Raw genomic sequence first — 21,030 nt, 5'->3', positions numbered from 1 at the left:
ACCGTGACTGTAAAGCAGCAGAACTGACATTGAGCTTAAATATACTTGTGTTATGTTATAGCAATATTGCTGCTCGCATCCACCTCTGAGTTGCTGTCTACAGGATCGTTCCATGTCGGTTATTCTGCAAGATCTTATATTTTCTCATCATGAAGATGACACCTTACTGAATATTCCGCGATGGGAAGTTGCTTCCGGTGAAAAGGTCTTCCTGGAGGGGGAGTCGGGTTCCGGAAAATCAACCCTACTCAATCTGATTGCGGGGATACTGCCGCCGACGTCGGGCCAAATTGCTTTATTAGGTGAGCGCTTAGAGCGATTAAATCAGCGTCAGCGCGATCGCTTCAGAGCTGGCAATATTGGTTACATCTTTCAGCAGTTCAACCTCATTCCGTATCTCAATGCGATCGACAACATTCTTTTAGCACAAGAGTTCAGCAATAAGGTTACGGGTAACGGATTCGCCCGAGCACAGGAGCTACTTGAGCAACTTCAGTTGCCCGAGTCGGTCTGGCGGTTACCCGGTCAGAGTCTGAGTATTGGTCAGCAACAACGTGTCGCAATTGCTCGGGCACTGTTTAATTCACCACGTCTGATTCTGGCGGATGAGCCTACTTCTGCACTGGATCAGAAGAACCGCAAGGCATTCATGGAGATCCTGATGGATCTTTGTGATGCGTATCAAAGCACCCTTATTTTTGTCAGCCATGACCCTACACTCGCCAGCGATTTTGACCGTATCGATGTTTTAGGCGATATAAATAAGGCGGGGGCGTAATCATGTTTCTGAAAATTGCCTACAAGAGCCTGGTCGACCGAAAGGTTTCAGTATTCATGACACTCATGGCTTTAATTGTCAGTATCAGTCTCTTACTCAGCGTCGAGCATATCCGTGTTCAGACTAAAGAAAGCTTTGCCAGCACAGTATCGGGCACTGATCTGATCATTGGTGCGCGGACCGGCAGTTTGAATCTTCTTCTTTATTCGGTATTTCGGGTGGGAGCACCCACCAATAATATTTCCTGGTCGACGTATAAAAATATCTCTGGTTCTGACGAAGTGAAGTGGGCGATTCCACTTTCGTTAGGCGATTCACACAGAGGCTACCGGGTACTTGGGACTAATCAGGATTATTTTCGCTACTTCAGCTACGGCGCAAAGCATCCTCTGGTTTTTGCACAGGGTCGCGAGTTTTCGGATGCGTTTGAGGTTGTTCTTGGCTCTGCGGTAGCTCGTTCTCTGGGGTATTCGCAAGGGGCGGAAATACTGCTTTCTCACGGAATTTCTTCGGCTGACTTTAACCTGCATAAAGGCTCTCCCTTTACTGTGGTTGGTATTCTGGAACCCACGGGAACTCCCGTTGATCAGACCGTGCACGTCAGCCTGCAGGGGCTGAAAGCCATTCATAACAGCGCTCAGTACGGTGGTGATCCAGAGAGTATTACGGCTTTTATGGTTGCCCTTAAGTCGCGAATCGGAGTTTTTTCCCTCCAGCGAACGGTCAATAATTATAAGGCGGAACCTGTCATGGCTATCTTGCCGGGGGTTGCGCTCAGTGAGCTATGGCAGATGATGGGGATACTCGAACAGACACTGCGCTTTATTGGTGTGTTGGTTCTTATGTCTGCATTACTTGGGTTGAGCGCCATGTTACTCAGTTCGGTGCGCGAACGTCGCCATGAGATTCAATTGTTAAGGATGGCGGGCGCTTCTCCTCTCTATCTTTTTTTACTGAGTGAGCTAGAGGTGTTGCTGATAACCTTAGCCGGTCTTTGTGCGTCTTTGCTATTTGTCTGGCTGGCGTTTGCGTTAGGGCAGGGCTATCTGGCGGGTGCTTTCGGAATTAATATCAGCGCTGATATCTTCACACTGAATACGCTGGTATTGTCTTTGATCGTCGCAGGCAGTGCTCTGTTGACCGGAGCACTCCCAGCGTTGGCGATGTACATCAGGGCACGGCGTCCGTGACCTGATGTCAGAATCGAATGTATCAGAATGCCCAGCGGACGCCGAAGCGGATGTCACGCCCGGGTAGTGGTGCTGCGCGCTTGAGATACGATACATGATTAACCGCATACTGGTCGGTCAGGTTGCGTCCATCGAGTCTCAGCGTCAGCTCAGAGTTATTGAGCAGAAACTGATAACCCACAGACGCATTAAGCATCAGATATCCGTCAGACGTGGTTTCATTGTCAGCGGTGTTTGATTGCTCAGCAACGGCGCGTAATTCAGTGCGTGCTTCCCAACTCTGATTTCCCCACTCAAGACCGGCCAGAAAACTCGCTGGTGGTGTACGTGGAAGGTGCCGGCCATCGTCAAGTTTTGCGTTAACGACATCAGCACTTAAATCAAACGACCAGTTCATGGTTACTATATGTGACCAGCTGGCTTCTGCGCCTGTGAAGCTGGCGTCCTCCTGTTCATGGCGGTACACATCATTACCGTGAAAAGGATCAGTCTCTGATTTCAGATCGTTATAGATGTAGTCATCGAACTGATAGTAATAAGTGGCCAGGCGGATTTCATTGTTATCCGACTTCCAGATCCAGTTCAGGTCGATGGTATGCGCGGTTTCAATGTCGAGGTCAGGGTTGTCGAGCTGGAAAGCAAAGGTGGCGTGGTGATCACCGTTCCAGAATAATTCCGGCGCTTCCGGTGCTCGTTGCGCGCGTGCGAGGCTCAAACCGATACGCTGATAATCATCCAGTAACCAGGTGCTGGCCGCAGACAAAGTGACTGGCGTAAAGGTGTAGTCATCGTAATAACTGTCAGCCTGACGCCATACAGGATCAATCGAAGAAGGATCGGAAGAGATCGTAACCTGATCTATCCGTGCCCCTAACTCCAGTGAGCCAAATCCAGTATCACGGTGCTCAACGAGGAAGATACCTACCTGCTCTGTGCGGGTGATTGGCATTGGTGTGTCGTGGCCGTAGAGGTCTCCACCACGCTCGCTATTCGCCAGGTTAAACCCGATTGCATCGCCACCTGATTCGTCAAATGAAGGAATACCTTCGCAGCCGCCGTGATCATGACAAAGTTCCAGATCCTGCTGGTTGTATTGAATTCCAGCATGACCATGCCAGCCGGCAATTTCCGAATGCTTGATGCGGGTAACAAACTCCCAGGTTTCTTTATCAAATAAACCGATATCTACAAAGGGTGCACTAGTATCGTCATTACGATGACCAGTTTCGGCATGCTCGTAGTCATTAAAGGTAATTTCGGTGCGCCACTCTTCGATGATGCCTGTCATGGGTGTCCAGGCACCTTTAAGGTCATAGCGGACCTGCTCCGGTGTGACCCGGAAGCTTTCTTCATCCAGGTTTGGCACTGCGTAGTCGTATTCGAGAGTACTGACAGACCCGCCTATAAAACCATATTGGCTATCGACCCAGCTCAAACCAATGGCACCACCACTGCCTGAGGTGTCGCTGTTTTCAATCTCGCCTGAATTATTGCCGGTGGGAATATCGCCTTGCTCGCCGCTGGAGTAGTCAGAAGCATCCCGGCTAAAACCATCGAGATGCAGATTCCAGTTACCTTTGCCGAGGTCGAGCATACCTTCGAGATGCTGGCCCTCATCGATAGAAGAGTATTTCGCTGAAACCTGACCGCGAATGCCCGGAACAATAATTTCGTGGATGCGACCATCAATCACGTTAACCACGCCACCAATCGCACCGCCACCGTATAGCAGCGTCGATGGCCCATATACAATTTCAATTTGTTCACCTGCGCTCGGCTCAGCCATGGGGCTGTGGTCTGAACTCATGGCCGATAAATCCGAAGTGTCGGTGCCGTTCTGCAGGATTTTTACGCGACTGCCGCTCATGCCGCGGATCACCGGACGTCCGACTCCAGCGCCAAAAGAGGCGTTGGCAACGCCCGGCAGAGACTCCAGCAGGGTGCCTAAATTGTCACCAGCATTTTTATGAATATCGTCGGTATCTAACACAGAAACAGGCTGTGCCGTATCATATACGGAGCGGTCACCACCGCCCGTAACCACGATCGTATCCAGCGTTTTTTCATTGGCAGGGGCTGCATAGGAGGTGGCTGCAAGCAGACTCAGAGTCACAACAGAAAGACGAAAATTCATACCGGAACCTATAAAAATCAGACGCGCATAATATCAGAAAACAAAGAAAGCCCGGGCACCTGAGGGCCGGGCTTCCATGCGAGGAGTAACGTCAGGAATCAGTGGTCGTGGTCTGATTCACCGTCTTCCTCATCATGGTCGTGCTCATGAGCTTCTTGTGGGTGGGCGAATACAGCGCTGGCGATATTACCCAGGTCTTCATTACTGATAGCACTGCCATGAACGTGATAGTCACTGCCATCGTGAGCATCCATGTAGTACAGAGCATTGTTGCCTGTGTTGGCAGCAAGGAAGGCGGTAGAGCCGGCGAGCAGCGCGTCGCCAGCAGCCCAAGTCACTTCGCTGTCGATAACGAAGGTATCTTTCGATACGAAGGCTACGCTGTGATCTTCAGCGGCATAAAAGAGGGCAGTGAATACACCGTCGGTACCAAGAATACCGACGACTTCGGTGTCTTCGTCACTCGGTGCAGCGACTGCCAGAATGGCATCAGAGCTGATGTTCTCAGACATATCTGTGCTGTGCGGGTGATCGCCGTGAGCCTTGGTCAGCGTCAACGCACCGGTTTCTGAGTTCCACGCAGCAATCACATCATTCTCAGAGAAGGTTGCAGTCAGGTTGTCGAAACCAGATTCTGCATCAGAGTCAGGGTAGAAAGCCGTCTCTGTTTCACCGTCTTCTGCGATCAGAGTCAGCAGGGTACCGTTACCACAAAGCACCTGAGTCAGATGCTCAGTCTGAGCGCTGGCTGTGATACCGCCTGATGCGCAGTTGAGAGTAACGGGAGTTACCAGAGAGTCACCGTTCGCTTCTACGACTTCCAGGTCAGTAGCGCCGTCGATGCCGTCCATAAAGGTCAGGAAGTGGCCGCCAGTGAGGGCCAGAGTAGGGTATGCGTCAGACGTTGGTGCGGTAACGACCGTGCCATCTTCGGCATCGATCAAGGTGCTTCCCATGCCGTCAAACGCTGAGAAATATTCGTGAGTTGCAACGACCTTGGTGATGCCTGACGTCAGAGTGGTTGGCTCTGATGAAACGTCATGTGTGTGGCCATCTTCCTCAGCAAGGTGCTCAAGACCAGCGTCAACGATAGAAACTGCGCCATTGTCCAGCATGGCAGCGGTCAGGCCATTTTTGGCCAGAACCAACGTTGCGCCTGTTGCAGATGTAGTTACGACATCGGTAGAAAAGGCATCGGCTTCTTCTGCAGTCTGGTCGTACATATTCAGACCAGAGTCATCCGACACAGAATAAATCAGACGACCGCCTGTATGAGCATGCTCATCGTCATGATGCTCTTCATCATTGTGATCGTCTGCATCGTTGTCAGAGTTATTATCTGAACCACCACAAGCTGCCAGGGTGCCTGCCATTGCCAGCACTAATAGTGATTTGCTCAGCTCACTTTCAAAAAACGAAGCCATGGTCATAAATCCTTCATTGGTAAGTGTCATGGTCACAGATATCAACTGCGCCATCGGAAATCTCAATGGTTATAATATAACATAACTGGGAATGGCTATGGCAAGCGCCGTTTTGTAAGTGGCAGACTTTCAGATGCCAAAGAGTTGAAAGTAGAGGTGCAGTGGAGAATGTTGGATGAACTTCGGAGCTTAAGCCTGGTTCACGGTCGACGGTAAGCTAACTCAGAAACAAACGTCACTCCCACATCAAGGTCGCTAGACATCACGCGTTTTTTCAATTGCTCTGTGCAGTAAACATGATTGAAGTAATCGAAAGCGGTCTTAAAGGCCGCTGGTGCGCCAATATCTGGCAAGTCGAAAGCGAGAGACTTGATACCTGTAGGTACTCCACTTTCAATCAGCTCTTCAGTCAGGTCGGGCGTTGGAGTTACAACGTTGTGAAGAGAAAGAAGGTGGTAAGGCTGGCTATCTAATGTGAAGGGTAAAAACTCTCCTAGCGGAGCCAGAATATCTTCAAGGTCGCATTTGGCCTGCTCGCTCAATACCAGAAAGCAGCCGTTCCAGGTATAGATATCCGGTATTGCGTGTAACTCGCTAACGTTAGTTGAGTGATAGTCATAGAGCGCGGCGCCACACTCGGGCCAGGAATCAGCCAAACTAGTCTCCGCTTCGCGTATATCCTCATATCCGAGGTCGCCGTAGGCTTCAATGAGTGCTTTAGAACTGAGTTCCAGCATACCGAACTTGTCAGACATCGGCTCTATGCGGTAGATGTGCATCTTCTTTCTAGATCCTTGCTTGGTTATTCAGCGGAGGCACCAACAGCTTATTGATCTTTGCCTCGTGCTGACTAGAAGCTTGGCTTTCTATCAGTAGATAGCTTCCGTGGTAGTAATCGAAAATCTCCAAGCAGATCCTTATCGGCTTCAAAGCCTGAGTTGCTCTTCAATTGGCCTGGCAGACCGTTTCGGTTGGCTAACAGATCTTGTTCGTACTCCGCAAATTTGATGGCAATGGGGAAGGTGTTTTCGAAGAAACAGTCCGCTTTTGCTTTTCGGTATGCAACAAGAAGGTCTTCTATTGTAAGGTTGTCCCAGCCATTGAACGATGCACGGTAGATCATAATACCTATCCCTGATTTAATTGCTTGGCTGCCTCAACGGCCTCTACGATAGCCAGCTTTATGGTTTCTGAATATTCGTCTTCGTATATGACCGAGCTGATTATCTGATGAAGTAAATCTTTGTCGATCACATTATCGGCGACCCAAACGACGATATTTTCCATCTCTTTAACAAAGCGCTTTACCACATAATCGAAGCCGTTCAGCTCAAGGAAGTAGGCGCCTAAGACCAGTGATGAACGTTTATTGCCATCATTAAACGCATGATTTTTGTTAATAGAGAAAACCAAATGCGTCAGCTTGTCTTCCATCTCAGGGTAGTACCAGTCATTCTGGATATGTTCGAGGGGGCTCTCAAGTTGGCCAATGTCTTTGGTTCCGGCCAATCCGCCTGAATGGTCGATGATCCAGTCGTGCACGCTGACCGCGTGTGCCGCGTTGAAATAGAAAAATCGGATTTCCGGGCCATCAGAGTTATTCATTGATGCCGTCCTTTGGCTAGCGGTCTTTCAGGCGCTTGAGCACCGCCAGGGTTTCTGGATCACTGAGCTGCTCTTCCAAAGAGCGACTCTTTTCACCCAGAAAGCGTTCAAAATCGGCTTCGGGTACCGATTGTACATAGGCTTCCAGCTTTTCATGCAGGGCATCACGGAAGCACAAATCACGGCTGGCCATCTTGGTTCGTGCATCCAATATAAGCGGTTTGAACAACGGATGCTTTTCGAAACTGGCAAACAGGCTCTCGGCCTCCTTTTGGGTCAGCTTGCGGCCTTGAGCAGAACTCGCCTGTTCCAGTTCATGGGCAATGCCTGACTCGTAACTGGCAATCAGGTTCAGCACTTCGGAATACAGGGTTTCGCGAATATTGGTCTTGGCGGCAAGCTTCAACACCTTTTTATATTCGGTGGCGTTTTCATGGAAAATGCTTTGATAGATCAGGTTGGTAAAGCGAGCGTATTTCCAGTGGTTGCCTTCCACATAGTTATCCAAGGCATCAGTGAACTGGCGGCGGTAGTTTTCCTCTTGAAGTGCGGAAACCAGATAGTTTTCATCGCGCTGATTAATAAACTTGGTATGGCCCCCGGCCCTTTCGGCCATGACATCCAATACAATGTCCAGTAGGCGAGAGCGCAGCAGGCGCGCGGGTTCGCTCTCGGTGAGTAGCATGCCGATATTTAGGACTGATCGAAAATTAAACACCCCCAGAACACTGGTTTTGGTACCGTAATCTATTACGGTACCATCTGCTAACCCTTTGAAATCCTTTAGTTTTTTGCCTTTTAAGACTTGATATCCGTTCGACTTAAGTTCCTCAGCATGGCTGACCAGGTACTTCTCAATGGTACTGTCGCTGACATCGTATAAGGTGACCACTTGGGCCTTTGTGAATACGGTTTTTCCCTCAAACTCAACCCCGCCCAAGGCCAAGTGCTGCTCGGCCTGCTGCAGGGCGTAGCGGTTGTTGAGGATATTCTGGCGATCATGTGATGATGCGGTTAGGTCTTTAGCCATTTGCAGCGCCTCTGGTCAATTGCCGAAAGGAAATACTGGCTGTTCTTGAGGAGTTAGCCAACACACTTACAACTTTGTAATTACCGACCAACGGAGCCCCGGCGTTCGGCTGATATGTGGTTCTTTTGCGTACGTTTCTGACATTTGTGGTCACGATGGCTTTATCAATTTCAATACCGTTGGCATCTATTTCGTAATGGACTTCTGCCATGCTCAGTAGGTATTTTAAGAACAACTCCGAGTTATCCAGTTGCTTCTGATTATCCTTAGGCTTGAGCCTATCGGATTTAAGATCGAATACTAAAGCCCGCTTTTGTTCGGTATCTTGCCATAAAATAATCAGGTCACAGCCTTTATTCACGCCTACATCGTTAGTCGAGTTTACATAGAGTGAAAGCTGTTTATATTTCTGTTTATCTTTTCTGGGCTGATAATCCAAAGTAAAGGCGAGGGCATTGTCGGGTATATGCTCGATATACAGCGTCGCCACCTTACTGTCAGCACCATCTTCTTTCAGTTTTAACTGTTTATTGGCGGTATCGTAATGGATAACCACATCAGGGTTGATGATTTCCTTCATCGCTGCCAGCATGGATCACTCCTTGATACCGTAGTAAATTTTATCGGCCAGCTCGTTGGCATCGGCGATTAAGTTGTCAAATACTTCCATATTGATGCCGTACTTGTCTACTTCTACGGCATGTATCTGGTGATCATCTTTTAGGCTGTAGGCTTTGATTTGTTCAGGTTGCAACAGATCTAAATCGGTCATTTTGGCTGATTTCATAATCTGCCCTTTGTTTTCGACATCAAGGTTAAGCATCACGCGGTTGTTGAGTTCGCGAATTAAATAATCGCTATGAGTTGTCACCAGCACCTTTACGCCAGAATTGACTAAACGCGCTAGCAAACCCGCCATTTTACGCTGGTTATCTGGGTGCAGGTTCAGCTCTGGCTCGTCGATGATTAACATGCCGTTTTTCTCGGCCAGCGAGTTGATGTAGAGGTCAATCAAAAACAGCGATTTAATCGAAGAGGATGCTACATAAAACGGGATAACAACTTTATCGCGACCACGCTCTTTTTTGGGCATGTACACTAGTTGTTTATTTAAAACTTTAAATGAACCACCCAATAACTCTTGCAGTGAATCACGGATTGGCTTGCATTCATCTTCTACGCGAATATAACTTTTTTGTTTACTGTAGTTTTCGTATTCGCGTACTACGGTAATGTTGTCATGGATCGGACGAGCATAACGCGCGCGCATGCTGTTTAAAAGATCAATAGGATTTAATTTATCGCCGCTGGTAATATGCTCGATGATAGCGTTTTTACTGGTATCTAGCTCTTTGTAGAACAAGGCAATACCAGTGCGTTCTGATGTCACCACAAAAGGGCGTGGCAACAAATCAGCAAACAAACAATCAGCAATATGATCGCTGATTACATCATCCAAAATCTGATTCGGTACACGGCCACCACTTTTTGTTTGGAAAGTAATTGATAACACGGTTTCATTTTCGGCCTTATAAAAACTTAACTGCTCTGACTGCCCAAAATTCACCGACTGTTTAAATTCATTGGTAAAATCAAACACTAGCTGGCCGTGGCTAAACTCGGCTTTCGCGCCGTTAAAAAAATCTTCCGGCACATTAAAATAGTGCGGCAAGTTTTCAGAAAATTCTGAAGAGGCGCTTTTAAGGTAGCTCGCTAATTTCGCTTGATAGTCGGTCAATTCAATCAACAAGGTGCCTTCGTCGCGCAGTTGCGTTAAACGCTCACGCGACACCGACAAATCAATCCACTGCTTGAAATGGCGTAAAAGTCCGTAGATGGCGTAGCTAATGTACGTTTTGCCAACATTGTTAGGGCCGCAAATAATGGTCAAATCACCCAGTGCAATCGAACCCTGGTCAATTCCGCCTAAATTTTCGAAATTAAACTTCATTATTGCCTCCTTGTTGGGTGGCTTTGGATCGATTGATAGAACCGACCTGCTTTTTATCTTTTAAGTTAATCATCAGTTTTCAGCGCCCACCGTTACTTGGCCGTTCATTAGCATTGGGAGAAGCCAATCGCGCAGTGATTCGAGATATACGTTTTCTTTAAGGACTATATCGCGCTGTTTGAACAATGAGGCGCAATGCTGGCTATATTCTTCCAGCAACTTTTGCGGTGGCAGGTAAGTTTTAAACCACTTCACACCATTCAAATCCAAATGTAGAACCAGAGTTCCAGAAGCATAGTATTTAATATACTTGTGATAACTCTCTGAATTGAAAAGCTGTTCTAAATAGGCATTGCAAAATTTTCTCGAAGATACACTCGCGACATCGCAGGACATTAACGGCGTTTCATCGAATATATCCGGGATAACGAATGACTTACCGATAATATCCGCATTTCTGGTAACGTCAGTAATGGCAATTACCAGCTCCCCTGGATTTAGCTTACTTTCAGGTTTGAATTTCCCATTGTAGTATTTCGTGCCTTCAAGCTTGAAATCTCCGGATAAAGAGAATGAATTCAAATTTATAAATGGTACACCTGTATCTTGGATATCGCCGCTTTTATACGAAATTCCGCGTTTAAAGGTTACGTGATCTCCAAGCAAGCAATCGATCCATCCCTCCGGTATTTCACGCTTTAGGGTTGGGTTGTAGACCATTTTGCCGCCGGAGGTTTTGTAGGGTTTTCCTTGACCTTGTGAAGAGTCGTCGGGGAAGTCGAACTGTACAAACCAGTAGTCGTACAGGGTTTTGGCCATGGCTTCCAGTTCGGTGTTGATGCGGTTGTTAAGTTCGATTTTTGTTTCGATCGAATCAAGCAAATCAACGATATTCTGTTGTTCGGAAACAGTTGGGAGAGGGGCCCTTACGTCATATATCCTTTCAGGAGATGTGTGCTTAACCTTTGAGCCAGATGAAGTGAGGCGGATTTGCTCTCGTACGGTCTTCGTTTTGAATAGGTGATATACATAATCTCTCAGTATCTGCTTCGAGTCTGTAGTGATTAGTCCTAACCGCTGGTTGTGTAAGTAAATGCCTGATTCTGGAACTCTGGCACAACTACCCAACAACCCAGCTGCTTGTTCGGTCATTGCGACAATTAGGTCGCCAGCCTTATGTAGATACTCTTCCTGAATATCTCCAGTATAAAATTTCTCTTTTCCTGCCTGCCTCTTAAAACCACCCTCTTCATAAAAGTTTCCGGGTGTTAGTACAATGAAGTCTGTCTCCTCATCTGAGAAGAACTCACTCTTAAACGGAAACCCATGTTTAATATTGATCTTACCTTTTAGGCTAGAAACAGGCCATTTACTCATGCTTCAACCCTGCCAACTGCTTTTTAATCTCAGCTTCCAACTCGCGAGACTGGCTGAATAGACTATCTAGGTTGCTGGTAAATACCTGTATTTTTTCAGAAAACTGCTCCGGGGTAATATCCACGTATTCAATTTTCACATCAAAATACTGGCCTGCACTTAGCGAGTAATTTTTGCTTTCGATCTCCTCATAGCTGACCACAACGGAAAAATCTTCTACCGCCTTTTTGGCATTAAAGGTATCGATAATGCGTTGTTCTTCATCCGCGCTAAGTACGGTTTTCTGGTTCTTACCGTCTTTAATTTTTTCGCCGAGGTTGGAAGCGTCAATCAGTACCACCTTGTCTTTGTTGCTGTCATCCATAAACAGAATGGAGACGTTGGTACCTGTGGTGGCAAAAATATTCGATGGCATAGAAACCACGCCAGAAACAAGCTTATTCTTAACTATATGCCCAAGGATTTTGTTATCAATCCCTGTTTTAGCGGTTATAAATCCGGTGGGTACTACCACTGCAGCTTTGCCGCCTTGCTTAAGAGAGGAAATTATATGCTGAAGGAAAAGAGAATAGATTTTCATCTTTTCTTTTTCTTTTTTTGGTATTGTCGGGATACCTGCAAAGAAGCGCTCTTTGTTCTCTTTGCTGTTCAGCTCATCGCGGAAGTCGCTGAAATCCATCTTGAATGGTGGATTGGAAACGATGTAGTCAAACTTCTTCAGGTCTTTGCCATCCCGGTGATACGGATGTAATACGGTATTACCCTGGATCACATTAGGAATAGAGTGGACCAGATTGTTAAGGATCAGGTTAAGGCGAAGTAAGTTGGAGGATTTTTGCGAGATGTCCTGGGTGTATATGCTGCATCGGTTCTCACCAATTGCATGGGCCACGTTCATTAACAGCGTGCCGGAACCTGCTGAAGGATCGTAACAGCTGACGTTCTTCACTTTGCCTTGCTGTTCGGCAGGCACCAGAATCGCCGCCATAATGCGTGCCACCGCATGGGGTGTGTAGTACTCGGCGTATTTGCCACCGGAGTTGCTGTTGTAGTCTTTGATCAGGTATTCAAAGATGGTGGCGTAGAAGTCGAATTTTTGCGTAAAAATACGCTCGAAACTGAATTCGACCAGCTTGTTGATGATGGCGCGGCAGAAAGCATCGCGCTTGGATTCATCAGCAATGTATTCACTGACGCGATCAAACAGAACCACCTTGGCGCCACCATCGGTCTTTACGGCAAATACGTCGTTGTTGGTTTGGGCAATATCGCGCAGGGTGTCGTCAAACAGCTTGGCAAAGTCCGGCGCGTTCTGTTGGCTAAACAGGTAGCTGATAAAGTGATGGGGCTTTAAGCGAGCCGTATCGCCGCCCATTTGCAGTTGCAGCATTTCCAACTCGTCTTCGCTCATGGCGACCAGGGCTTCTTCCCATTTCTCCGAGCTGGCGACCTTTTCGTCTATCTGCTTTGCCTCATAGGCGAATTTGTCGTTCAGAAACTTATAGAGGAAAGTCTGGGTAATGATTTTGAATTCATTACCATCGTTCCCCAATCCATAGTTGGCGCAGATGTTCTTCAGGCTGTCGATCAGCGCTTTGGTTTTTTGTTGAAATTCTAGCTCTACCATTTTTTACGGCTCTTATGGTTTACCAACATTCTTGCCTAAGCATTACCACGCTCGGTTGCCGGTATTGAATTCTTTCAGGTACTCTGCGACCACCAGGTGATTGATGAATCTTGAGGCGTCGGCGTTGAGTGGTATGTTTTGCTCACCTTTGAAACGTCGAATGACTAAAGGCATCATCTGGCGTTCAAAGTAGCTTTCGTTATCCAGTATCTGGCTGTTGTTCAGCACCTGTTCGTCGGCATCTTGTTTTACGCCGGTCAGGGCTTCAAAAATCTTGCGTTCGTTCTCTGATATATCGCTCTTATTCTCTTGGCGCTCCTGCAAGCGCTTGTGAATACGGGTGTATTTGGCATCGCCCAGGTACTTCTGTCGCAGTTGATTATTCTGGCGGTTCAGTTCTTTTACGCGATCGTGAATCTTATTGAGCGCGTCGATATTGGCCACCATTTCATCCTGCGTGACCTCACTGAGGTTCTTTTTCTTGAACAGCCTTTCCAGCTCTTCTTTCAGGCTGACAAATTTCGGGTCTTGCTGATCAAAGTTGCTGGCCAGGGCTTCGCGGGTTTGGCGCAAGGTGTTCTTTAACTGATCAGCCAATAACAGCTCTTCTTCGCCTACCTTGATAAAGCGGAACACCACATCTTCAAGGGCGACATTCAGCAGATTGGCGGTGTCGGTGCCTTGTTCGATGCTCTCTTTCAGGTTGAGCATATCGAGGTGGTTGCAGGTTTCACGATAGAGGATATTGAGTTTGGCAAAATCCAGCTGTTCCAGTAACTCGTAGTCGCCTTGCAAACGGATCAGGTTGTATAGGCTTTTGGCGTTTTCCAAGGCTTTCTTCAGAGCGAGTACAGTTTCACGGTCCTGAATCTGGCTGATCTGATCGGTGAAGATTTCGGCGTTGTCGGTATCAAAGCGGAACAGCACGTCTTTGATATGATCTATCTCTGCCGCGATCTCTTCCTGTGATTTGAACAGGTTGGAGTAGTGCTCCATTTCATCGCCCAGCTCCGACTGAAGCTCGTCGAAGTAGGCTTTGTTAGTAGCATCAAACTCTTTGCGAATGTCGGCAAAGTCCACTACGTAACCGTAGCGGAAGTCCTTATAGGTGCGGTTGACCCGTGTGAGTGCCTGGAGCAGGTTGTGTTTGCGGATTACCCGGCCGAGATAGAGCTTTTTCAGGCGTTTGGCATCAAAGCCCGTGAGCAGCATGTTGTAGACAAAGAGGAAGTCGATCTTGCCTGCTTTGAAGTCTTCTACCCAGTCTTTGCGCTCCTCTTTGGTACCGATGTCGTGCAGGATCAATACTGCACTTTTAACCTTTCTTTCATTGGTTACTTTATTCTCGTTGGATTTTTTCCGATCGGCGTTTGGCTCACTACCGGGTACTGCGCCCGAAACGTTATATTCCGGGGAGTCTTCCGCCACCATCGGAAGGCCGTAACCCGGATTGTTGTCGTCGTTTACAGCCGCACCGGGTAGCTCATTTTCTGCGTATTTTTCACCGAAGAGCCTGAACATCTCTTTGGCCTGGTCTGAGCTATCACAAATGACCATGCCGCCGATGCTGGCATCATTGAGGGCGCCGCGACTTTTCTCAAAATCGGTGACGATGTAATTCAACATAGGCTCCACAAAGCTCGGATGGGCATAGATGAGCTTGCGATCGACATCCCCCATTTGCACTTCTACATCTTCCAAGGCCTGTTGCAGCACCATTTTGTAGTTGGTGGCGATCTCTTCGCGAATAAGGCGCAATGTGTAACCATCGGCGATCGAGGCGTTGTAGTAGTACTTGTGGATATAGTCGCCAAAGATCTGTTTGGAGCTGATAGCTTTGAAGTCCGGACTCTTTCTGGCTTTATCTTCGTCAACGATCAGTGGTGTGCCCGTTAGCGCGATCTTAATGGCGTTGGGATCGGACTGATACAGGTTGGCCAGAAAGCTGCCTTTGGGGTTATAGCTTCGGTGCGCTTCGTCCAGAACGAATATTCGCTGGATGTTGATGTCATAGTCTTTGGTCGACAAGACCTCCGGGTCATCCTGAAATTTCTGGATGTTTACCACAGTGATTTCCGGCTTGCCGGAATGGTTATGAATCACCTGTGTGGCCTTAATGTCTTTGGCAAAGGCATCGCGGGAGTTAATGGTGTGTACCGTTAACCCACGCGCTGTGAATTCCCGCTGGGATTGCTGTAGCAGGTCAAGTCTGTCTACGATGAAATAGAACTTGGGAATGACCTGCTGCTTTTGGAAATAGTCCGTTAGAAAGCGCACGTTGTAATAGGTCAGCGCCGTTTTGCCACTGCCCTGGGTGTGCCAGATGATGCCTTTCTTTACGCCTTCACCAAGCTTGCGCTCAATGGCTTTGGTGGCAAACATCTGAGGGTAGCGCATGATGTGCTTTTGCAGGCCATCGGTCTCAGCCACATAGGCCAGCGCATAGCGCAGGATGAATGACAGGCGGTCACGGCTAACCAAAGATGTACAGATACGATTTGTCGGACGTTCTGGCTGCTTATTGGTCTGAAACTCCGGATTGCTGCGAATGACTTCCAGGTTGTTGTCTTTCAGTACCTTTAACTCTTGTTCATCCGATACTGGCTTCAGAAGCGCAGTCAGGTTCAGTATCTCTTCTTCTCGAAAGTAGTTGAATACCGGCTTGTGATAGGAACTGCTGGCGTAGAATGCTCCTTGCACGGGTTCTGGGTCACCGTCGTCATACTCCATGTTGTTGGAGAAGATCATGAACTGGGTGATGTTGGCGAAACGTTTGAATTTCGGGTTCTGAAAACGTTTGTTGATGCGATCACGCTCGGCCAGAATACCTTCGCGGTTATTGGGCTTTTTCACCTCAATAAAGACCAGCGGCATACCATTGATCAACAGGGTAATGTCTGGGCGGAATTCCTCATCACCGTTCTGGCAGGTCAGCTCGGTGACGACATGAAAGCTGTTGTTGTTGAAGTTTTCAAAGTCGATCAGCTTGGTGTTCGAGCGATCTGTCAGGCGCTCAAAGAAGGCTCGACCAAGATCTTCGTTGTCGAGCTCCAGCTTAATATCTTCGAGCAAGCGACTCACATCATCAGGCTCAATGCCAGGATTGATTTTGAGGATCGCTGCGGCGAACAGCTCAGGGAATATATTGGTATCCAGATCCCAGCTTTGACCTTTTAACGACAGGTACTTATAGCCCAGCTTCATCAAATGAAGGATGGTGGGAATTTTTACGCGGGTGTCTTCATTGAACTTCATAACATTCCCTGTTTACTGATGTTTTAACTCAAGTAAATCGCCTACCTGGCACTCAAACAGCAGGCAGAGTTTCTCAATGGCTTCCAGATCCACTTTCTGAGCCGTTTCTTTATAAAGCAGGGTCACGGTGACACGGCTTAATCCGGTCTCTCTGGCAACGTCGGCAATACGCATCTTGTGCTCGCCCATCATGCGGGCTAGATGGCAACGGATCATGTGAAAGACTCTAATTATTGATTTTCGTAATAGTGAAAGAGGCTACCACGGATTGGCTTTAAAGTCGTTTTTTGTGAGTTGAAGTTGAAATTTTGCTGGCAGACGCAGTGGTTTTGTTTAGCGTTGCGCTTTAGGGGGAGCGATCGACCATTGCCGCATAGTCTAGCGGTGATAGAAGTAAAAATGGTGGGCCTTCCCAGACTTGAACTGGGGACCTGCCGATTATGAGTCGGATGCTCTAACCAACTGAGCTAAAGGCCCATTTACTTCGTCTGCTTCGTTTTGACTGCGTTGTTCCGGCCCAAACCGGTACGTCTTGTCAGCACTTGCAGAGCGGGTCGGGGATGAGATCCCCTCCTACAATGGCAGCGGTATGTTACCGCTTGGGGATAAGATCCCCTCCTACAAAGACCTCGTGCGATGCCCTTGTAGAGCAGTCATCAGATATGACTAGCGCAGCATTATAAGCACCATTACCGGTGAGTGCCAGTGCTTTGATTTTTCTGGGAATTTGAGCAAAAAATAACCCGGCGTTGGCCGGGTTATTTTGGGGTCGCAGAGTAGGGAGTACCTTACTCGTCGATAAAGCTACGCAGGTGCTCAGAGCGCGTTGGGTGACGCAGCTTGCGCAGTGCTTTTGCTTCGATCTGACGGATACGCTCACGGGTTACGTCGAACTGCTTACCCACCTCTTCCAGAGTGTGGTCAGTGTTCATGTCGATACCGAAACGCATACGCAGTACTTTCGACTCACGTGCAGTCAGGCCAGACAGTACCGAACGGGTGGCTTCTGTGAGGCCGTCGTTGGTGGCTGTATCCAGTGGTGAAGAAGACTGGGTGTCTTCAATGAAGTCACCGAGGTGTGAATCTTCGTCATCACCGATTGGCGTTTCCATGGAGATCGGCTCTTTGGCGATCTTGAGGACTTTACGGATTTTGTCTTCTGGCATTTCCATGCGTTCTGCCAGTTCTTCAGGGGTTGGCTCACGGCCCATTTCCTGAAGCATCTGACGAGAAATACGGTTCAGTTTGTTGATGGTTTCAATCATGTGAACCGGAATACGGATGGTACGCGCCTGGTCAGCGATCGAACGGGTGATCGCCTGACGAATCCACCATGTGGCGTAGGTCGAGAACTTATAGCCGCGACGGTATTCGAACTTGTCGACGGCTTTCATCAGACCAATGTTGCCTTCCTGAATCAGGTCGAGGAATTGCAGGCCACGGTTGGTGTATTTTTTAGCAATCGAGATAACCAGACGCAGGTTAGCTTCTACCATTTCTTTCTTGGCGCGGCGTGCACGTGCTTCGCCGATAGAAACGCGACGGTTAACTTCTTTAATTTCCGGAATGCTCAGGCCAACGCTGTCGGCGACGGCTTTGATTTTCTTCTGACAACGGAAGATCTCAAGCTTATAGGTGTCGAGTTTGTCTGAATAAGGCTTGCCTGCTGCAATCAGCTCTTCAACCCATTCGTTGTTCACTTCGTTACCTGGGAATCCACCGATGAATTCTTTGCGATTCATGCCGCTTTTACGGGTCATCAGAACCATGATCTGACGTTCCTGAGCACGAATTGCGTCGAGTGCGGCGCGAGCATCGCTTACCAGTACGTCGAAGTGCTTCGGCGTCAGCTTGATCGGAGCGAACAGTTCTGCCAGCGCTAAGATCGCTTTTTCGGCTTGCTTGCTGGCGCGACCGTGCTTCTCGATGGCTTTGTTTACAGCGATATTAGCGTCATTGATTTCGGTGAAGCGTCGTACCACTTCAGCCATGTCGATGCCGCTGTCTTCTTCAGAGTCGTCGTCATCGTCATCGCTGGCTTCTTTTTCTTCCGCTTTCTGAGCGGCAGAAGGGCCAGGAGGGGTGATTTCGCCATCTGGGGTCGGATCAATGAAACCGCTGAAAATATCGCCAACGCGGTTCGGATCTTCTTCGGCTTCCTGGAATGCGGTCATGATGCGCTGTACTGCACCCGGGAAATACGCCAGAGCGGACATCACTTCACGGATGCCTTCTTCGATGCGTTTGGCGATAACGATTTCGCCTTCGCGGGTCAGAAGTTCAACGGTACCCATTTCGCGCATGTACATCCGCACTGGGTCGGTGGTGCGACCCACGTCGGATTCTACAGATGCGAGAGCAGCGGCAGCTTCTTCTGCGGCAGCGTCGTCGGCAGTCTCAGACATGAACAGGGATTCGCCATCCGGGGCAACTTCTGACACAGGAATACCGATGTCATTAATCATACGGATGATATCTTCAACCTGATCCGGGTTTGCAATATCGTCTGGCAGGTGGTCGTTCACCTGTGCATAGGTGAGGTAACCCTGCTCTTTACCTTTGGCGATAAGTTCTTTGAGACGGGATTGTTGCGTACTGGTCGACATAGAAGCCCTGTGTTCCGAATTTTTAAGGCGGAAGAAAACCGCGAAGTATATCGCTTAACCTCAGCTTAAGCCAGTGATTAGACGACTGTTTAGGCCAGACTTGGCAGAGATTGTTCCCCAGCGGCTGGCTGGCCGTAGCGGGGTGGCTGCGTTGTTAGTAAGTTTGGGTTGAAGCGGGCAATTTTCAAGTCAGTGGCGATGATATATACCTGTTCGTTTGTGGTTTCTTTGTTTACGTTGTTTCTTGAGTTCGTGCAGTTGCGATCGCTCTTCGGGAGTCAGCTTTTCGCCACGATGAAACTTGGCTTCGAGCTCTTCCAGGGCGCGGTCGTCTTTGCGGGCCATCATTCTTTCCAGCACGACTCTGACCTCGGCGGCGACTGGGCGGATTTTGTCGCCCTCGGGATGGTCGGCGAGCGCTTTTAATTCTGGTTCGTATGGGCTGCCTATCCACTGAATCAGCAGGCCGATGCTTTCCTGCTGAGGAGACTGGTGCAGTCGCTTAAGAATTTCGAATAGCAGGCGTTCGTATTCAGTTTCAGCTTCGGTGTCAGGAATGCTCAGCTCCTGCGCCAGCGCCGGAAAGCGAACGAGACTGGAGATGGCTCTGTGCACCATGGGCGCGAGTGGGTCTTCAATGTCTGGTGCATGACTGGGCGGAACCGGCTCGGTAATAATGTCCGGCATGGATACGCCGTCATCAATCTCGGGTTCTGGCTCTGGAGCGGTTTCATTCACCGCGGCCATCGCGGCACTGCGGGTGCCGATCATGTCTTCGAGGCGTTTTTCCATCAGGCTTCTTAGTGTGCCTTTCGGGAGTTTGCCGATCAGCGGGGCCGCCATTTTATCCAGGCGAGCCTTGCCATCTAAGGTATCAAAATCGACTTGCTGTTTAAGCTGTTCGAACAGAAATTCGGGCAGATGCAGAGACTCATTGAGACGTTTTTCAAAGCCGTCGCGACCTTCTTGCCTGACCAGAGTATCCGGGTCTTCTCCGTCAGGTAAAAATAAGAAACGCGCCTGTACGCCGTCGCTGAGTACGGGCAGGGCAGTTTCCATGGCGCGTGCCGCTGCAGTGCGTCCGGCGTTATCGCCATCGAAGCAGAAAATTACTTCAGGAACGATTTTAAACAAGCGCCGCAGGTGGTGCTCGCTGGTGGCGGTGCCCAGGGTTGCAACGGCGTAGTGAATCCCGAACTCTGCCAGAGCAACAACGTCCATATAGCCTTCGACGATAACAAACCGGGTCAGCTTCTGGCGTATTTTTCGTGCTTCGTAGAGCCCATACAGTTCGCGATTCTTCTGGAATATCGGTGTTTCAGGTGAGTTCAGGTACTTAGGTTTCTCATCGCCCAGTACGCGCCCCCCGAAAGCGATATATCGCCCGCGGGCATCGCGGATCGGGAACATAATGCGATCACGGAAGCGGTCATAGGTACGGCCGTCTTCTTTTTCGATCAACATACCGCTGGTGATCAGTTCCCGTATGGCAGTTTTGTCGGTGCCCAGGGTTTCCTGAAGGTTATCCCAGCCGGGCGGTGCATAACCGATTCCAAAAAACTTAGCGGCCTTGCCGGAAAGCCCGCGACCTTTCAGGTACTGAACGGCCCTGTCCCGCTTGTCGTGTTCCCGTAGCTGTCGTTCAAAGAACTGGCTGGCCGCTTCCATTCGTTTGAACAGTGACTGATGTTCTTGCTCTTGCTGAACTTCACGTTGGCTCGCGGCTTCTCGCGGGACGGCCATATTCATCTGGTCAGCGAGTTTTTCAACGGCATCAGGAAAACTCAGTCCATCGAACTCCATAACGAAGCGCAGGGCTGTTCCCGATGCTCCGCAACCGAAGCAGTAGTAAAACTGTTTATCAGGGCTGACCGTAAAGGAGGGCGTATTTTCGTTATGGAACGGGCAGCAGGCGGAGTAGTTTTTGCCAGTTTTTTTAAGCTTTACACGACTGTCGACCACGTCGATAACATCGACACGGGCGAGAAGTTCATCAATAAAGCTTTGGGGTATCCGGCCGGCCATTCAGGTGTGTTTCCGCAATCAGTCTCAA

The 21,030-nt window shown here is 48.8% G+C and carries 16 protein-coding genes and 1 tRNA gene; 2 read left to right on the top strand and 15 right to left on the bottom strand.

Annotated features, from left to right (window positions below):
- Window positions 1-112: 112 nt before the first annotated feature.
- Both B2R29_RS14350 and B2R29_RS14345 read left to right on the top strand, forming a co-directional pair.
- Window positions 113-778, top strand: coding sequence for an ABC transporter ATP-binding protein (locus tag B2R29_RS14350; RefSeq protein ID WP_301181698.1), 666 nt, complete (start codon window positions 113-115; stop codon window positions 776-778).
- Between the two features lie 2 nt (window positions 779-780).
- The gene (locus tag B2R29_RS14345; RefSeq protein ID WP_301181697.1) at window positions 781-1,968 is read left to right on the top strand and encodes an ABC transporter permease; all 1,188 of its coding nucleotides are present in this window, start codon (window positions 781-783) and stop codon (window positions 1,966-1,968) included.
- A gap of 22 nt (window positions 1,969-1,990) precedes the next feature.
- On the opposite strand, the gene B2R29_RS14340 is transcribed toward B2R29_RS14345, so the two are convergent.
- The 15 genes from B2R29_RS14340 to dnaG all read right to left on the bottom strand — a co-directional run bounded on the left by B2R29_RS14340 (window position 1,991) and on the right by dnaG (window position 21,002).
- Window positions 1,991-4,102, bottom strand: coding sequence for a TonB-dependent receptor (locus tag B2R29_RS14340; protein WP_301181696.1), 2,112 nt, complete (start codon window positions 4,100-4,102; stop codon window positions 1,991-1,993).
- A 98-nt stretch (window positions 4,103-4,200) separates the two neighbouring features.
- Complete coding sequence (locus B2R29_RS14335) at window positions 4,201-5,580, bottom strand: hypothetical protein (RefSeq protein ID WP_301181695.1); 1,380 nt, start codon at window positions 5,578-5,580, stop codon at window positions 4,201-4,203.
- A 146-nt stretch (window positions 5,581-5,726) separates the two neighbouring features.
- Window positions 5,727-6,305 carry a hypothetical protein gene (locus B2R29_RS14330; protein WP_301181694.1) on the bottom strand — a complete coding sequence of 193 codons (579 nt, stop codon included), beginning with the start codon at window positions 6,303-6,305 and terminating at the stop codon, window positions 5,727-5,729.
- 71 nt (window positions 6,306-6,376) lie between these two features.
- The gene (locus tag B2R29_RS14325; protein ID WP_301181693.1) at window positions 6,377-6,649 is read right to left on the bottom strand and encodes a hypothetical protein; all 273 of its coding nucleotides are present in this window, start codon (window positions 6,647-6,649) and stop codon (window positions 6,377-6,379) included.
- A 5-nt stretch (window positions 6,650-6,654) separates the two neighbouring features.
- A complete protein-coding gene (locus tag B2R29_RS14320) occupies window positions 6,655-7,131 on the bottom strand; it encodes a type II toxin-antitoxin system death-on-curing family toxin (RefSeq protein ID WP_301181692.1) in 477 nt (158 codons plus the stop codon).
- A 16-nt stretch (window positions 7,132-7,147) separates the two neighbouring features.
- Entirely contained in the window at window positions 7,148-8,161 is a 1,014-nt protein-coding gene (locus B2R29_RS14315) for a DNA-binding protein (RefSeq protein WP_301181691.1), read from the bottom strand.
- Window positions 8,154-8,753 carry a hypothetical protein gene (locus B2R29_RS14310; protein ID WP_301181690.1) on the bottom strand — a complete coding sequence of 200 codons (600 nt, stop codon included), beginning with the start codon at window positions 8,751-8,753 and terminating at the stop codon, window positions 8,154-8,156. Before B2R29_RS14310 ends, B2R29_RS14315 begins: the two co-directional genes overlap by 8 nt.
- Window positions 8,754-8,756: 3 nt before the next feature.
- Complete coding sequence (locus tag B2R29_RS14305; protein ID WP_301181689.1) at window positions 8,757-10,112, bottom strand: AAA family ATPase; 1,356 nt, start codon at window positions 10,110-10,112, stop codon at window positions 8,757-8,759.
- Window positions 10,113-10,184: 72 nt separating this feature from the next.
- Window positions 10,185-11,489, bottom strand: a complete 1,305-nt coding sequence (locus B2R29_RS14300) for a restriction endonuclease subunit S (protein WP_301181688.1) — start codon at window positions 11,487-11,489, stop codon at window positions 10,185-10,187.
- Complete coding sequence (locus tag B2R29_RS14295; protein ID WP_301181687.1) at window positions 11,482-13,116, bottom strand: HsdM family class I SAM-dependent methyltransferase; 1,635 nt, start codon at window positions 13,114-13,116, stop codon at window positions 11,482-11,484. Before B2R29_RS14295 ends, B2R29_RS14300 begins: the two co-directional genes overlap by 8 nt.
- A gap of 42 nt (window positions 13,117-13,158) precedes the next feature.
- Window positions 13,159-16,371 (bottom strand): type I restriction endonuclease subunit R, encoded by a 3,213-nt coding sequence (locus B2R29_RS14290; protein ID WP_301181686.1) that lies wholly within the window; start codon window positions 16,369-16,371, stop codon window positions 13,159-13,161.
- 12 nt (window positions 16,372-16,383) lie between these two features.
- On the bottom strand, window positions 16,384-16,587 hold the full coding sequence (locus tag B2R29_RS14285) for a helix-turn-helix domain-containing protein (protein ID WP_301181685.1): 204 nt from the start codon (window positions 16,585-16,587) through the stop codon (window positions 16,384-16,386).
- 184 nt (window positions 16,588-16,771) lie between these two features.
- A tRNA-Ile gene (locus tag B2R29_RS14280) sits at window positions 16,772-16,848 on the bottom strand.
- 311 nt (window positions 16,849-17,159) lie between these two features.
- On the bottom strand, window positions 17,160-18,977 hold the full coding sequence (gene rpoD / locus B2R29_RS14275; protein WP_374047320.1) for an RNA polymerase sigma factor RpoD: 1,818 nt from the start codon (window positions 18,975-18,977) through the stop codon (window positions 17,160-17,162).
- A gap of 189 nt (window positions 18,978-19,166) precedes the next feature.
- Complete coding sequence (gene dnaG / locus B2R29_RS14270; protein WP_301181684.1) at window positions 19,167-21,002, bottom strand: DNA primase; 1,836 nt, start codon at window positions 21,000-21,002, stop codon at window positions 19,167-19,169.
- Window positions 21,003-21,030: the final 28 nt, after the last annotated feature.

The sequence above is a fragment of the Thalassolituus sp. UBA3500 genome (genome assembly GCF_002377545.1).
In the GTDB taxonomy this organism is placed as follows: Bacteria; Pseudomonadota; Gammaproteobacteria; order Pseudomonadales; family Oceanobacteraceae; genus Thalassolituus.
Note: the sequence above shows the minus strand (reverse complement) of the source record. Positions and strands in the feature narration are given on the sequence as shown.